Source organism: Corallococcus sp. AS-1-6 (assembly GCF_020037015.1).
GTDB lineage: Bacteria > Myxococcota > Myxococcia > Myxococcales > Myxococcaceae > Corallococcus.
In genome coordinates this window covers 1-15268 of record NZ_JAIQDE010000036.1, presented here as the reverse complement: position 1 = coordinate 15268, position 15268 = coordinate 1, and the positions used below count along the sequence as shown (strand labels likewise).

Sequence of the window (15268 nt, the reverse complement as noted above, 5' to 3'; positions counted from 1 at the left end):
GCGCCGCGAGTCGCGCCGGCCCTGGGTCCGGCGGCCCCGGGCGGAGGCGTGGGCCTACCGCTTGAGGGAGGCGAAGCGCTCCTGCTTCAGGGCCCCGCCCCGCTTCTGGCGGGTCGCCCGCTTCCCGGAGGCGGGGGCCTTCGCGGTGCGGCCGGCGGCGCGTGTCCGGCGCGCGGGCTTGCGTCCACCCGTGGCCGTGCGCGTCGCCCGCCGGGTGGAGGGACGGCTCGCGGCGCGGGCCGGGGTCCGCGCCTTGCGCTCGAGCAGGGCGAGCCGCTTCTCGAAGCGCTCCAAGGTGAGGGCGAAGTACTCGGCCTTGCGGAGGGTGTTGCGGTTGCCCTCGGCGCGGCGGGAGCGGGAGGGCACCTCCTTGCGGAGCGCCTCCCTGCGCTGCCGCTGCGCCTCGTCCTGGTACTTCTCCATCAGGCGGCGCGCTCGCAGGATGCGTCCGCGCAGCTCGCGTGGCGTGAGCCCGGCCAGGTTGCGTGGGGCGCTGGACAGGACGAGCTGGGCTTCGCGCTCGGTGAGCAAGGACATCCGCTTCGACGGCAGTGTGCGCATGGGCTTCCCCCTCATGGGATTGCGTCGCGGAACATCCACACCTCGCATCCGCCGGCAAACCGCTCCCGGAGGCAGGGGCAGGTGACCTTCTGGACGTTGCACCGTCCCGGCGCCGTGCCCAGTTCCTCCATCAGGAGGCTTCCATGTTGACTTCGTTCCATTCGCGCGCGCAGGCCGAGTTCCACCCCGCTCCTTCCATTGAACCCCCGGAGGAGACGAAGCTCGCCGTGGCGGCCACCGTCCCCGCCGATGCCGGCTGCGTCGGCACGTTCGTGGGAGTGGACGAAGCGGTGAAGGCCCCTGGCATCGACCGCGCGTTCCTGAAGGCGGCGGGCTTCGAGGGCAAGGCCGGGCAGACGCTGCTCATTCCCCGCACGGACGGCCCGCCCCTGGTCGCCGTGGGCGTGGGTGAGCGGGCACGGCTGGACGCGGGCAGGCTCCGGGACGCCGCCGCCGCGTTCGCGCGGACCGCGGGCCAGCAGAAGCGCGTCGCGCTCCAGGTCCCGGACACGGGCAGCATCCCGGCGGACCTCGCCGCGCAGGCCCTGACCGAGGGCGTCCTGCTCGCCCGCTACCGCTACCGGCCCTACAAGCGGCGGTCCGAACAGGAGCCGCCGCTCGAAGCCCTGACGCTCGTCTCGGGCCCGGGCAACACCGGGGAGGTGGAGCAGGGGATGATGCGTGGAGGCATCCACTCCCGCGCCACGGCGTTCGCGCGAGACCTGGCCAACGCCCCCGCCACCCTGCTGACCGCCGCCCGCATGGCGGAGGTGGCCGAGTCCCTGGCCGAGCGCTGCGGCCTGGAGGTCGAGGTCTTCGACGGCGAGGCCCTGGCCGGGCTCGGCTGCGGCGGCCTGCTGGGCGTCAACGCCGGCAGCGCGGAGCCGCCGCGGATGATCAAGCTGACGTACACGCCCCGGGGCAGCCGCGGAGAGCCCGTCCAGCCCCTGGGCCGCGTCTCGCTGGTCGGCAAGGGCATCATGTTCGACTCGGGCGGCCTGGGCCTGAAGCCGAACGACCTGGTCCACGCCACCATGAAGGGGGACATGGCCGGCGCGGGCGCCATCCTCGCGGCGATGACGGCGCTGAAGCCGCTGGGCTGCAGGACGGCGGTGACAGCGTACCTGATGTGCACGGACAACATGCCCTCTGGCACCGCCATGAAGCTGGGAGACGTGCTGACGGTGCGCGGCGGCAAGACGGTGGAGGTCATCAACACCGACGCGGAGGGCCGCCTGGTGATGTCGGACGCGCTCGTCCTGGCCACCGAGCAGTCGCCCCGCCCCGACGCCATCGTGGACATCGCCACGCTCACCGGGGCGTGTCAGCGCGCGCTGGGCGTGCTGAGCGCGGGGGTCCTGGGCAATGAGCAGTCGCTGGTGGACCAGGTGAGGGACTCGGGGGAGCGCACCGGCGACACCGTGTGGCAGCTCCCGCTGGACCGGCGCCTGCGGCAGGAGCTGGAGTCGGAGGTGGCGGACCTGAAGAACGTCGGCGGCGACAACGCCGGGGCCATCACCGCGGGCCTCTTCCTGGAGGAGTTCGTGGACGGGCTCCCCTGGGCGCACATCGACATGGCGGGGACCGCGAGGGCCGAGCGCGACAACGCGTGGCGCAGCAAGGGCGCGACGGGCTACGGCACGCGCCTGCTCATCGACTTCCTCATGGGCTTCAAGCCCCCCCGCGAAACCCGCCACTGAAAGCCGGCGCTCGCCCCGGAAGGAGGCCCGGTGGGACCTGCCCCCCAAGGAAGAGGGGGCTGTCCACCGGGCGTCCCTGGGGGCCCTGCGTCACCGCACCGGCGCGCACTTCGCCGGGCCGAATTTGGCCTGGAAGTAAGGCGTGTAGAGGTCCGGCGCGAGCGTGAAGTTGCAGGTGTTCACCGCGTCCGGGGACAGGTCCTGGTGCTCCTGCATGTAGCGCGCGACGTAGTCCCGCACCCCGTCCGCGGAGGACCACAGCAGGCGGCCTTCCTTGAACATGCTGTACCCGCCGCCGCCACCGCCGCGGTAGTTGTTGACGGCGATGCGGAAGACCTGGTCGTCCTTCACGTCCTGGCCCTGGAAGCGCAGGTGCGTGAGCCGCGAGCCCGCGGGCTTCGTCAGGTCGTAGCCGTACTCGATGCGCGAGTAGAGGTCCCAGTTGTAGTCCGCGACGACGGGCGTGGTGGCCTTCGCGTCCTCGGGCTTCGCGGGCAGGTTCGCCGCGTCCAACTGCTTGAAGTACAGCGTGTTCATCTCCAGCGCGCGCCGGAGGATGGAGCCGTTGATCTCCATCACGTACAGCGTGTTGTCGTAGATGTAGACGCTGTAGGCGTCCCGCAGGGTGACGTCCCCCGAGGGCAGCGCGACGTCGTTGGAGAACAGGGCCGTCGCGGACAGGTCCACGGGGAAGCCGGCCTCCGCCGCGGCCTCCTCCTGCACGATGTTGAGCAGGTCCGCCAGGGCGCTGTCCACGTAGCGGCCGGGGAAGCCGCCCACGAAGGCCGCCGTGGTGCTGCCAATCTTCTGGTTCACGTAGGCCACCGTGGTGTCGTGGGCGGCCTGGGTGAGCTGGGTGACGGTGGCGTCCACCGCCACCGTGTCGTCCACCGCGAGGAGCCGCGAGTCGTGCGCGTCCACGCCCCAGCGCTCGCCGTTCCAGGTGACGTTGAGCTGCACGTCGGCCAGGTGGCTGCCCCAGCGGTTGGGCTGCGTGAGGAGGACCTCACGGCCATCCTGCTGCTTCAGCAGCATCTTCGGGATGGGCTGGTGGGTGTGGCCGGTGAGCAGCACGTCCACGTCCGGCACCTGCTGGGCGATCTGCACGGCCTGGTTCTCAGCGGTGAGGTTGCCGCGGTCGGTCCACTTGGTGGCGTCCGCGTAGTCCGCGAGCCACGACTCGGGGCTGCTCGCGCTGCCCGTCGGCTGCTTGTCCGGGCCCCCGTGGATGGCCACCAGCACCACGTCCGCGCCGGCCTGCTTCATCAGCGGCACGTACGTCTTCGCGGTCTCCAGCGGCTCGTCGAAGCGCAGGCCGGTGATGTTGTCCTTGCGCTCCCAAGTCGCCACGCCCGGCGTCACCAGGCCGAGGATGCCGACCTTCACGTCGCACACCGTCACCATCACGTACGGGGTGAAGGCCTCGGAGCCGTCCGACGCCTTGCGCACGTTGGCGCCCAGGAGGGGGAAGTTCGCCTCGCCCTTGAACTTGTTGAGGACGTCCTGGCCGTAGTTGAACTCGTGGTTGCCCATGGCCATGGCGGCGTAGCCCAGCTCGTTCATGGCGGTGGCCATGGGGTGCTTGGACGCGTTGTCCACCTGGGCGTAGTAGGTGCCGAGCGGCGAGCCCTGGATGGTGTCCCCCGTGTCGACGAGCAGCGTGCAGTCCGGGTTCTTCGCGCGCTCCTGCTTGATGAGCGTGGCCACCTTGGCCAGGCCGCGCTTCGCGTCCGGCTTCCCGGAGAAGTAGTCCCACGGGAAGATGTTGGTGTGCAGGTCGCTGGTCTGCAGCACCGTCAGCGTGCGCGGAGACCGGTCCACCGGTGCCGGGTCAACGGGGGGATCGTCATTGGAATCACAGGCGGTCATCAGCGAGCTGGCGCCCACGAGACAGAACGTGCCGGTGCGCAGCGCGCGCATCAGGAAGGAGGAGCGGTTCAAGAGGCCTCGACCTTGTGCCATGCCGGAAGGCAATCTTCCGGAGGGGCGCGCACCCTACAGGAACGCTCTGACGTCCTGTCTGGATTCCCCCTCACTCCCCGGACGCCGGCTCCAGGTTGGCCACCACGCGGCGCAGGAGCGCCATGAACGCGGCGCGCTCCTTCTCGCTGAAGCCGGAGGTCGCCTGCTCCGCGACCTCCTCCAACCGCGCCTTCGCTTCCGGCAGGCGCTCCCGGGCCTTGGGCGAGAGGGAAATCCGGCTCGCGCGCCTGTCGTCCGGGTGCGGGTGACGCTGGATGAGGCCGTCGCGCTCCATGCGCGTGAGGAGCGCGGCCATGGTGGGCTGTTCGACGTGGGCGTACTCCGCGAGCTGCTTCTGGAGGAGCGGCCCGTGCTCCTCCAGCGCGAGGACCACCGGCAGGTAGGCCATCCCGAACTCGAGCGGCCGCAGCCGCTGCTCGAAGTGGCGCATCAGCAAGCGGGACGCGTGGTTGATCCAGAAGGTCGGGACGGTCTCGGGGTCCCAGCGGGGAGGCGTCTTCGCGCTCATTGGAGGTTGCCCGAGGAGTCCTCCGACTCCTCCTCGGCGGTCGGGTAGGCGGAGACGGCCAGGGCGATGCCCTGGTCCGCGAACCACCGGACGTCCTCCGGTGGGAAGTGGATGGAGCTGGTGAAGTGCCGCGAGGAGCCGACGAACAGGCCGAAGTCCACGACGCAGGGGACGGCCTGCTGGCGCAGCTCCAGGAGCAGCGGGGCCAGCACCTCCAGTTGCCTGCGGGCGGCGGCGACGGGGCCGTGCAGCGTGCCCTCGCCGTCCTCCACCAGGGTGAGGTTGAAGCCAGAGGTCGAGTGCCGCCCCTGGCGCTGGTGCGGCTCGCCCTGGAGCCAGACGGCGTCCGGGTGGCAGTCCGGGAAGCGATCCAGGACGGACGCCACATCGAACTCCGGGGCCTGGGCCCGTAGGACCGCCACCGTCATGACACCGCTCCAATCCCCTGCATCGACACGTCCATGGGCCCATCCTCGAACGGCGCGGGCCTTTTCGCGAGTCCAGACGCCCTTTGCGATTGGCTCGCGCGCCCATGGCCAGCCCGTTAGCTTGCGCGCCCATGTACTTCGAGACCTTTTCGCAGATGAAGAAGCAGTTGGGGCAGTTGGGCAAGTGGTTGGACACGGCCGCGGCCCACGCCAAGGCGAAGCCCTTCGACCCGAACCTCTACCTGAACTTCCGGCTGGCGCCGGACCAGCTCCCGTTCGTACGGCAGGTGCAGATTGCCTGTGACGCCGCGAAGCTGGCGGCCTCGCGCTTGTCGGGCAAGGCCGCGCCGTCGCACCCGGACACGGAGCAGACGCTGGAGGAGCTCAGCGCCCGCGTCCAGTCCACCATCGCGTACCTGGACACGTTCACCGCGAAGGACTTCGAGGGCGCCGCCGCACGCGTCGTCACCCACCCCCGGTGGGAGGGCAAGGTGATGAACGGCGCGGACTACTTCCAGGAGAACGCGCTCCCCAACTTCTACTTCCACGTCACCCACGCGTACGCGCTGCTGCGTCACAACGGCGTCAACCTGGGCAAGGCGGACTACCTGGGGTCGCAGAGCCTTCGCGCGCCTTGAAGTCCAGGGCCTGCCGCTCCGCGAGCGCCAGCGCCCACAGCGGGAAGATGCGCAGGTACGCGTCGTAGTGGATGCCGCAGGTGCGGCTGAACACGCCGGCCAGGGGCTCGGGTGGCCACTGGCCCCGCGCCTCCTGCCTCTCGCGGAGCCACGCCACGCCCCGTCGCGTGGCCTCGGCGTGCGCCTCTCCCGCCGCGACCAATGCCATCACGGCCCAGGACGTCGTCACCGCGTGGCCCGTGCGCCCCTCCACCCATCGGCGCTCGCGGCAGGACTGGAGGGTCTCGCTCCAGGCGCCGTCCTCGCGCTGGTGGGCCTTCAGGAAAGTGACGGCCCGGCGCAGCGCGGGGTCCGCGGGCCCCGCGCCCGAGGCCACCAGGCCGGTGACGCCGAACCACGTGCCGTAGCTGAAGCACACGCCCCAGGAGCCCTCCCAGCCGCCGTCCGGGCGCTGCTGGCGGCGCAGGAAGTCCGCGCCCCGCGCAATGGCCCGGCCCACCGGCGCCTCCGGGGACGCGGCGCGCCACGCGGCCAGCGCCTGGATGCAGGCCGACGTGCACTCCACGTAGCTGGGGTCCACCATGATGCCGGCGAAGACGTCCGAGGGATTGAAGCGCTCCAGCCAGCGCGGCCCCCGCTGCCGCTCATAGGTGGCCCAGCCGCCGTCCCGGTTCTGCAGGGACAGGATGAACGCCACGGCCTGCTCCAGGCGCTGGCGCGGCACGCGGTTGAGCCCGAGCGGCTCCAACAACAGACACGCCTTCAGCGCCTCCGCCGTGCAATCGCTGATGGGCCAGCCGTGCGCGCGCGTGCTGAAGGGCCACCCTCCCCGGCTGGGATGCCGGTGGTGTCTGGCGGCGTCTGGCGAATCCTCCAGCACCTGCTGCGCCTCCAGGAAGCGGCCCGCGCGCGCCAGCGTGTCCCGCGCCCAGGCGGACTCTCCGGAGGCCACCAGCGCCTGCACCGCGAAGGCGGTGTCCCAGAGCTGCGAGGAGTTGTAGCCGTTGACCGTGACGCCCTGCCGCGTCCGCTGGAGGTAGTCCGGCAGGCGCTCCAGGTGGGCCCGCACCTCCGGGCCGTCCGGCCGCGCCACGTGCCACACCACCATGTCGAGCACCTTGTTGATGGGCCCGATGCAGACGAAGTGCGTCGCCGCGTCCTCGCCGCGAATCAACGCCAGGGCTTCCTCCAGCGCGCGCTCCCGCAGCCGCCTCGAATGAAACCGCTCGTACAGGCCCAGCGCGCGGTGCACGGCGCGCAGTCCCAGGCCGTGGGGGCTGTAGGCGTCCGTGCCCGCCACGCGTCCGCGCGCCGCCTCCCAGTCCACGTCCGCGTAAGGTCGGGGGTACAGCTCGCGCCGCAGCTCGGCCAGCAGCGGTGACTCCATGGCGCGGACCCGGCGGCCGTAGAGCCAGCCCATGGGCAGGTACACCATGCGGCAGTGGCACCAGAGCCGGGAGGGGTGGAACGGCAGGGCTCGCGGCAAAAGCCAGAGCTCGGGAGGCACGGGCGCCAGGCCCTGGTACTCGTAGAGCCCCAGCAGGGCGAGGACGAACTTCCCCCAGGACGCGCTGCCCAGGGGGCCGCCTCGGGGAAGGAACCACGCCCTCGCGCGGACGAGCCCCGGGTCCTCCGCGCCAACGCCCAGCAGCCGCTGCGCGACGTAGTTGAGCACCGAGGTGAAGACGAGGCTGGGCGACTCCACGTCCAGCCCCCAGCCTCCATCCGGGTTCTGGTGCGCGCGCATGTGGGCGACCATCCCTTCGCGGGCGGACGCCTCCGGCGCGCGGCCCATCACGTACAGCCCGGCCACGTACACCGGGCCCAGGAACAACGGGCCGCTGTAGTCCCCCTTCCAGGAGCCATCCGCCGCCTGGGTCCCCGCCAGCAGGTCTCGGGCCCGCCGCATCAGCTCCAGGCCTCCACGACGTCCCGGGACGCCCGCGAGGAACGGGCGTAGAGCTCCCGCAGCGCTTCATCCGAGCCCACCCGCTCCTGCGTCAGCCGCATCAGCGCCGCCACCGTCTCCCGGGGAATCTTCACCGGCTCGGGTTCGAACACCGCGGGGTTGCCCTCCACCGCGTCGAGCGTCGCGGCGGCGAAGAAGAGCGGATAGAGGCAGAACAGCCGCAGGCCGGGCTCCTCCACGGGCAGCGCCAGCGAGTATTCGAGCGCGACGTCCAGCTCGCGCCGGGCCACCGCCACCAGCTCCTCCATCAGCGCCACGGCGCTCGCGCGGAGCGAAGGCAGGGCCAGCGTGGCGGGCGTGAGGCCATGCGCGGCCATGCGGTCCCTGGGCAGCCAGCAGGTTCCCCGGTCCAGGTCCTCGCGCACGTCCTTGAGGATGTTGGTGAGCTGCAGGGCCCGGCCAAAGGCAGGCGCCCGCGTCATCAGCCGCTGCTCGCGCCAGGAGACCCGGGGGGAGCTGGCGACGAAGAGGCCGGTCAGCATCTCACCCACGACGCCCGCCACGTAATAGCAATACATGAACGTCGCCTGGAGGTCGGGCAGCCCCATGACCTGCCCGCTCCCTCCATGCATCCGCTGTATCTGTTTCATGCCGCCGGTCATCGTGCGTACGCAGCGCGCGATGGGCGGGTGGACCCAGGAGGGGAGCGAGGCCAGGGTCTCGAGCACGGTCGGTGTCCCGGAAACCAGCTCGGCCTCCGCGGGGGGCGCCTCGTCCCGCAGGGCGAGCCGCGCCCTTCGCGCGAAGGAGCGGGCACGGGCCTCCCAGCCCGGCTCCAGCGACACGAGCTCCCCCAGTTCGTCGAGCAACGCACCGGGGAGCGCCCCGGGGGCCTCGTCCTCCAGCGTGTCCGCGATGCGGCACAGCAGGTAGGCCGCCGTCACCGCCAGGTCCAGGGGCTCTGGCAAGAGCGGGATGTTGAGCGCGAAGGTCCGGGAGACCCGGGGCAATTGCGTGCGACAGAATGATGCACCCTGCACTTTCATGCCTGCCTCCTCCGCGTGCGGCGCCGCGCATCAATGGATAAGTCGTCAATGCCAGACATGGTGTCTGCGAACCGAGCGGGGGCCACGTGGGGGACACCGAGGTGGTGATAGCCGGGGGCGGACCCGCGGGCTGCGCGGTGGCGGCGGCGCTCTCCGACCTGGGGTGGTCCGTCCTGCTGCTGGACGCGGGCGTGGACCGGCACAAGCAGCTCGCGGGCGAGCTGCTCCACCCGCCCGGGGTGAGGGATTTGCGCGCGCTGGGCTTCGGGGACGTCGTGGATGGCTGGGCGGCCCATCCCGTGAGGGGCTTCGCGGTGCGCTTCCATGCCCCCGCCCGCACGCTCGTCCTGCCCTACGGTCGCGGCGTCACGGGGCTGTCGCTCGAACACGCCGCCCTCACCGTGCCCCTGCAGGAGTCGGTGTCGCGGCGGCGCGGCGTCACCGTGCTCACCCGGGCCCGCGTGACGGCCGTGGAGCACAACTGCGAGCGCGGCGTGCGCCTGCGCTATTCGCACGCGGGCGCCGAGCACACCGTGCACGCCCGGCTGCTGGTGGCCGCGGACGGGCGCGCGTCCCCCGTGCGGCGGATGCTGGGCATCGCCGAGCACCACCAGCGCCTCTCCACCATGCTGGGCGTGACGGTGGACAGCGACTGCCTCACCCACCCGGAGCACGGCCACCAGTTCGTGGGCGGCGCCGTGCACGCGCTGGCGTACACCATCCAGCCCGGCGTGGCGCGCGTGATGGTGGACCTGCCCCTGGGCAGCACGGCCCAGACGCTGAAGGAGCAACCGGAGCTGCTGCTCGCCCTGCCCTCGCGGCTGAGGGAGGCCGTCTGGCGGGCGCTGGAGCAGCGGCCCGCGGTGCGCATGGCCTCCAACGACGACTGGCTGGCGGAGACCGTCTGGATGGGGAGCGCCGTGCTCGTGGGCGACGCCGCCGCGTGCTGCCACCCGCTCACGGCCAGCGGCATGGCGTCGTGCTTCCACGACGCCCGCGCCCTCCAGGAGTCGCTGGACCGCCACCCGGGCCACGTCGCCCGCGCGCTGGAGCAGTACGCGCACGCGCGGAGGCCCGCGCAGCGCACCCGCGTCGCGCTCGCCACCGCGCTCTACAGCGCCTTCGCCAGGCAGGACGAGGGCATGCGCGCGCTGCGCATGGGCCTGTTGCACTACTGGGAGCACAGCCCCGGCGGCGCGCGCGCCTCCATGGCCCTGCTGTCCTCCGAGGAGCCCCGCATGCGGGTGATGGCCCGCGAGTACCTGCGCGTCGTCGTCCATGCCTTCGCCGCGATGCTGTCCCCGAACGGCCCCGGGGGCAGCCTGCGCTCCGCCGCGCCGCTGCTGCGCTCCGCCGGGCCGCCCTTGCGAGGCACCGTGGCGAGCGCGGTGGAACAGGTGGGGAGCTGGCTCCATCGTCGCGTCCGCCGTCCCGTCTACACGCTGGCCCGGGCCGGTTGGGCTTCACCCAGGCGCGCCTTCGCGTCCAAGCGGTAGCCCCGGCCGCGCCAGTCCACGTCGCGAGACAGCCGCGCGGACAGCGCCACGCCGGCACCCAGGAGCGGCAATACCGCCGGCACCCAGTAGTGCCGGGGCGCGATTCCCGGACCGTGGCCGGCCCGCTGGAGCCGCAACTGGCTCCACACGGAGAAGCCGATGGGCGCGGCCGACAGGAGCGCCGGGCCCCAGGCCCTTCGCGCCACCGCCGCCGCCAGTGAACCCCACGCCAGCCAGCTCACCGCGCCCCGCACCCAGTGGGGCCGCGCGAAGGTCCCGGGGATGCCCGCCTCCGAGAAGAGGATCCACCGCCGGAAGATGCGCAGGAAGGCGCCCAGCCCCAGGTGTCCCGTGACGACGCGCAGGGGCACGTGGACGACGCGGTTCTTCCACCCGGCCTGGTGCAGGCGGCGCCCCAGGTACATGTCATCCACGAACTGCCCGGCGGCGCAGCCCACGCCCCCGATGGCCTCCAGCGCCCGGCGCCGGAACACCATCAACTGCCCCATGATAAAGGGCAGCGCGCCATCCGGCTCCGCGGTGCTCGCCACGGACGCGCCGTACCACGCGTTCACCAGCAGCCCGTAGGCCACGTCGCCCGCCAGGGGCGCGTCCGCCGCCGCGTAGATGGGCGCGAACGTGGCGCCTGTCGCGCCGTCCTCCAGCAGCGCGCCCACCAGCGCCGTGAGCACTCCGGGCGAGGGCCGCGTGTCCGAATCACTGAAGGCCAGCAGCGCTCCCCGTGCGTGGGCCACGCCCACCTGCATCGCGTTGAGCTTGCCCGTCATCCCCACCGGGGGCTCGCCCGCGATGAGCAGCTCCACCCGCTTCGCGCGCGTCGGGCGAGCGGCCACCTCCTCGCGGGTGGGGAGGAACGCCGGGTCGTCCTCGCTGTCGAAGACGAAGAGCACCTCCCACTCGCCGGGATAGTCCAGGTCCAGCAGCGCGCGCACGTTCTCGCGCGCGTCCATGTCCAGGCCCCGGATGGGCCGGATGACCGTCACGGAAGGGGGCTCGAAGCGCCTTGGGGGTGGCGCCGCGCGCCGCCGCAGGCCGGACATCAGCTCGCGGTGCCCGTGCGCGAGCACGCCGAGCGCCGCCGCTCCCGCCGCCGTCCAGGCGAGCTCCCGCGCGTTCATGGCCGCACCTCCGTCCCCTGCGCCCGCGCGTGCGAGCGCCTCCAGTGGCCGGGGCCCCACCAGTTGAAGTCCCCCATCAGGCGCATCATCGCGGGCACGATGAGCACCCGGACGAGCGTCGCATCCAGCGCGACCGCGATGGCCATGCCCAGGCCCATGGCCTTCACCACCACCACCGACGCCAGCGTGAAGGCCGCGAACACGGCCACCATGATGGCCGCCGCGCTGGTGATGAGGCCGCCGGTCCGCTCCAGCCCCTCGGCCACCGCGTGGGTGTTGTCGCCCGTGCGCAGGTACTCCTCGCGGATGCGGCTGAGCAGCAGCACCTCGTAGTCCATGGACAGGCCGAACAGCGCGCAGAACAACAGGATGGGCAGCGACGGTTCGATGGGCCCGGGTTCGAAGCGCAGCAGCCGGTGCAGGTGCCCCTCCTGGAAGATCCACACCAGGGCGCCGAACGAGCCGGCCAGGGACAGCAGGTTCATCAGGAGCGCCTTCAAGGGCAGCACCACGGAGCGCAGGAGCACGAAGAGGACGATGCACGTCATCCCCATCACGAACCCCACCGCCGCGGGCGTGTGGTGCTTCACGAAGGCCGCCGCGTCCACGTCCGTCGCGGTCTGCCCGCCCACCCACCACCGGCCGTCGCCCACCGCGCGGTCCTCGCGCAGCGCGCGGACCAGGTCGCGCGCCTCCACGCTGCTGGGCGCCGAGGACGTCAGCACCTGCATCACCGCCACGTTGCCGGTGACGTACGCGGCCCGCGCGGCCTGGAGCTCCGGCGGGAGGAGCTGGGGGGGCGCGGCGGCCATCCGCTGGACGGTCGCCCGGTCCATGCCGGGGCCCAGGTCCACCGCGCTCTCCACGCCGACCACGCCGGGCATCGACGCCACCCGGCGGCTGGCGTCGTAGAGGGCGCCCGCGCGCTCCGGGGTGAGGGGACTGCCGCCTGGGAACTCCACCGCCACCAGGACGCGGGTGGCGGCCTCGCGGGGGAACAGGCGGGCCAGGGTCTCCGCGCCCTGGCGCGCCTCGGTGCCCTCGGGCAGCGCGGTGATGTCCGTGGCCGCCAGTTGCAGCCGCCGGAACGGCAGGCCCATGGCCAGGAGCAGCGCCAGCGTGGGCAGCAGCACCCACCAGGGATGCCGCATCACCCAGGTGGCCAGCGCATGCCATGCGCCGCCGCGCCCCTCCTTGCGGGCGAAGGGCAGACGTCCCCGGTCCACGCGCGGCCCCAGCCACGCGAGCAGCGCGGGCAGCACGGTGAGCGCGAAGAGGACTGCGAAGGCCACCACCAGGGCGCCGCCCAGCCCCATGGCGCTCAGGTATGAGCCGCGGAAGAAGAGCAGACCTCCCAGCCCCACCGTGACGGCCAGCCCCGAGAACGCCACCGCCCGCCCGGCGGTGTCCAGCGTGCGCGTCAGCGCGTGCTCCGTGGAGAGGCCCAGGGCGAGCTCGGAGCGGAAGCGGCTCACGATGAAGAGCGAGTAGTCGATGGCCACGCCCAGCCCGATGAGCGACACCACGTTGAGCGTGTACTGGGCCATGTTCGTGACGTGGGACAGCAGCATCACGCCCGCCACGCCGCAGAGCACCGCCAGCCCGCCCACCACCAGGGGCAGCATGGCCGCCACCACGGTGCGGAAGACCCACAGCAGGACCACCAGCGCCAGCGGGAAGGACAGCAGCTCCGCGCGCAGCAGGTCGTGCGCCAGCAACTCATTGAGCGCGGCCAGGAAGGCCACCTTGCCGGTGAGCGTCGTCCGGAGGTCCGGGTCCTCCAGCGCCGCGCGCACGGCGGGGAACGCGGCGGTGGCCTCGCTCTCTCCCCCCTTGAGCCGCACCAGCGCCAGCAGGTCGTGGCCCGTCCGTGCCACGAAGCGGGCCCGGAAGGCCTCGGGCGCACCGATGGGTGACACCACGGAGGCGACCTCCGGCAGCCGCTCCACGCGGGCCAGCGCGGACGTCACGGCCTGGGCGAAGCGCGGCTCGTCCGTGCGCCAGTCGTCGTGGTGGAAGATGACGGCCAGGGTCTGGTCGTTCGACCCGGCGGCGGCGCCGCGCGCGAGCGCTTCGGCCCTCGCGGATTCGATGCCCTCGATGGTGCCGGTGGTGAGGTTCCCGCCCCGGAGCAGCGCCCACACCGCCGCGGCGAGGAGGAGCAGCGCGCCCACCAGCACCGGCCCCCGGTGCCGGAACACGCCCACCGCCAGCCGGGCGAACAGGGACGGCCCGCCCCCCGCCGGTGAGTCGTCCCCCTGCCCCGCCATGCACGCCCCCGTTCGCACGTCCCGCCCGTCACCAGGGAACTGGTGACGGAGGGAGCGCTTGGGCAGGGGCTTCATCCCCTGGGGCAATCCGGGAGTGGACCGGCCTACGGGAAGGTCACCTCGCCGTCCCGCTGGTGACACGGGTACGGGCCCGCGCGGCGCCAAGAGTTCCGGGTCATTCAGGCACGGGCATGCGCACGCCCGTGAGCTTCCGGTCCACCACCACGGAATGCAGCGCAAGGATGCGCCCGCTGGCGTCCACCTCCGCGCGAAGCACGGTGCGCAGGGACAGGAGCGGATCCCTTCCTGGATGGAACACCGCCACCACGGCGGGCAGGCCATTGAGCATCCGCGCCTCCCACGCCACGGGCGGGCCCCGCATCTCCATCAGCCGTCTCATGAAGAGGACGACGCGCTGGGGGCCCACGATGGGCACCAGGGCCGCGCGCACCTTGCCGCCTCCGTCCGTCAGCGCACGGACATCCGAGGCCAGCAGCGCCTCCGCGGTGGCCACGTCTCCCGCCACCAGGGCGCCCAGGAAGGCCTCCAGCGCGGCCCGAGTGCGAGCCTGCACGTCGCGAGTGGGCACGCAACGTGCCTGGTCATACGCGGCCATGGCCGCCCGAGCGCGGTGGTGCACGACCTTCACGTTCGCCTCGCTCATGCGCAGCGCCTCGGCCACCTCCAGCACCGAGTAATCGAAGACATCGCGCAGCAGCAGCACCGCCCGCTGTTTGGGAGACAGGGCCTCCAGCGCCAGGAGGAAGGCGAAGGAGACGCTCTCCAGCAATTCATAGCGCTCCTCCGTCGAGCCGCCGTCCGGGAGCCTCGCCTCCACCGAGGGGGGGACCTCCTCGTCGCCGGTCTCCACCGGTGAAGGCAGCCAGGGGCCGACATAGCCCTCGCGGCGGCGCCGTCGCAGGAGGTCTCGGGACAGGTTCACCGCCACGCGGGTCAACCAGGGGCGCAGCATGTCCAGGTGCTCCGGAGGCGTCGCGAGCGCGCGAGCATAGACGTCCTGCACCAGGTCATCCGCGTCCGCCGCCACGCCGGTCATCCGGTAGCAGAGCCCCCACAGGAAGCGCTCGTGCTCGCGTGCGGCCTGCCCCAATGCGCCTCGCGCCTGTGAATCCATCCGGTTCAAGCCCTCACGTTCCAGCAATCCCTGCGCCACTCCGAGGCGTCACGATGCCAGGTGAAGCAAAGCCCCCAGCCTGCCCCCCGCCCGGCGGGACCGCAAAACCTGTCCGACTGTCGGACAGGTTTCCAGCGCCCGGGTGGAACGGGAGCCCCCATGCCACGGACCTCCAAACCTGTCCGACAGGTTTCCTCCGCCCAGATGGGGCAGGTGCCGCCGGGGCCGTGGTTCTCCAAACGTGTCCGACTGTCGGACTGGTTCCCTCCGCCCCGGTGGCGCGGGAGCCGCTGGGCCGTGGTCCTTCAAACCTGTCCGACTGTCGGACTGGTTTCCTCCGCCCGGGTGGCGAGGGAGCCGCTGGGCCGTGGTCCTCCAAACTTGTCCGACTGGAGGTCTGCGCGGAATAGCGAGGCCAGTTGGCCGGCTGCCAAGCGACAAGGGGGACAGGAGCT

Annotated in this window: 12 protein-coding genes; 3 read left to right on the top strand and 9 right to left on the bottom strand. The window is 72.3% G+C overall.

Translation table 11 applies throughout. The annotated features are described in order from the left end of the window. Nucleotides 1–54: 54 nt before the first annotated feature. Nucleotides 55–561, bottom strand: a complete 507-nt coding sequence (locus tag K8612_RS34240) for a hypothetical protein (RefSeq protein WP_223765324.1) — start codon at nucleotides 559–561, stop codon at nucleotides 55–57. Nucleotides 562–704: 143 nt separating this feature from the next. Here K8612_RS34240 and K8612_RS34235 point away from each other — a divergent pair, with 143 nt between their 5' ends. Beyond that, on the top strand, nucleotides 705–2261 hold the full coding sequence (locus K8612_RS34235; protein WP_223765323.1) for a leucyl aminopeptidase: 1557 nt from the start codon (nucleotides 705–707) through the stop codon (nucleotides 2259–2261). Between the two features lie 90 nt (nucleotides 2262–2351). Here the strand turns inward: K8612_RS34235 and K8612_RS34230 are convergent, their stop codons facing one another. The 3 genes from K8612_RS34230 to K8612_RS34220 form a co-directional block, all read right to left on the bottom strand. Beyond that, nucleotides 2352–4223: a bifunctional UDP-sugar hydrolase/5'-nucleotidase gene (locus tag K8612_RS34230; protein WP_223765322.1), complete on the bottom strand. Its 1872-nt coding sequence runs from the start codon at nucleotides 4221–4223 to the stop codon at nucleotides 2352–2354. A gap of 70 nt (nucleotides 4224–4293) precedes the next feature. Then, nucleotides 4294–4752, bottom strand: a complete 459-nt coding sequence (locus K8612_RS34225; RefSeq protein ID WP_223765321.1) for a MarR family winged helix-turn-helix transcriptional regulator — start codon at nucleotides 4750–4752, stop codon at nucleotides 4294–4296. Next, nucleotides 4749–5180 (bottom strand): hypothetical protein, encoded by a 432-nt coding sequence (locus K8612_RS34220; RefSeq protein WP_223744489.1) that lies wholly within the window; start codon nucleotides 5178–5180, stop codon nucleotides 4749–4751. Before K8612_RS34220 ends, K8612_RS34225 begins: the two co-directional genes overlap by 4 nt. A 131-nt stretch (nucleotides 5181–5311) precedes the next feature. On the opposite strand from K8612_RS34220, the gene K8612_RS34215 reads away from it, so the two are divergent. Then, nucleotides 5312–5818: a DUF1993 family protein gene (locus K8612_RS34215; protein ID WP_223765320.1), complete on the top strand. Its 507-nt coding sequence runs from the start codon at nucleotides 5312–5314 to the stop codon at nucleotides 5816–5818. Here K8612_RS34215 and K8612_RS34210 read toward each other — a convergent pair. Both K8612_RS34210 and K8612_RS34205 read right to left on the bottom strand, forming a co-directional pair. Beyond that, nucleotides 5766–7727: a 2,3-oxidosqualene cyclase gene (locus K8612_RS34210; protein ID WP_223765319.1), complete on the bottom strand. Its 1962-nt coding sequence runs from the start codon at nucleotides 7725–7727 to the stop codon at nucleotides 5766–5768. The two genes, K8612_RS34215 and K8612_RS34210, sit on opposite strands and share 53 nt — an antisense overlap. Next, the gene (locus tag K8612_RS34205) at nucleotides 7727–8773 is read right to left on the bottom strand and encodes a phytoene/squalene synthase family protein (protein WP_223765318.1); all 1047 of its coding nucleotides are present in this window, start codon (nucleotides 8771–8773) and stop codon (nucleotides 7727–7729) included. Before K8612_RS34205 ends, K8612_RS34210 begins: the two co-directional genes overlap by 1 nt. Nucleotides 8774–8859: 86 nt before the next feature. On the opposite strand from K8612_RS34205, the gene K8612_RS34200 reads away from it, so the two are divergent. Next, nucleotides 8860–10269 (top strand): FAD-dependent monooxygenase, encoded by a 1410-nt coding sequence (locus K8612_RS34200; RefSeq protein WP_223744802.1) that lies wholly within the window; start codon nucleotides 8860–8862, stop codon nucleotides 10267–10269. Here K8612_RS34200 and K8612_RS34195 read toward each other — a convergent pair. The 3 genes from K8612_RS34195 to K8612_RS34185 form a co-directional block, all read right to left on the bottom strand. Then, complete coding sequence (locus tag K8612_RS34195; RefSeq protein WP_223765317.1) at nucleotides 10209–11408, bottom strand: glycosyltransferase family 2 protein; 1200 nt, start codon at nucleotides 11406–11408, stop codon at nucleotides 10209–10211. The genes K8612_RS34200 and K8612_RS34195 overlap by 61 nt on opposite strands. After that, nucleotides 11405–13753, bottom strand: coding sequence for an MMPL family transporter (locus K8612_RS34190; RefSeq protein WP_223765316.1), 2349 nt, complete (start codon nucleotides 13751–13753; stop codon nucleotides 11405–11407). Before K8612_RS34190 ends, K8612_RS34195 begins: the two co-directional genes overlap by 4 nt. Before the next feature lie 100 nt (nucleotides 13754–13853). Further along, nucleotides 13854–14813, bottom strand: a complete 960-nt coding sequence (locus K8612_RS34185) for a sigma-70 family RNA polymerase sigma factor (RefSeq protein WP_223765368.1) — start codon at nucleotides 14811–14813, stop codon at nucleotides 13854–13856. Nucleotides 14814–15268: the final 455 nt, after the last annotated feature.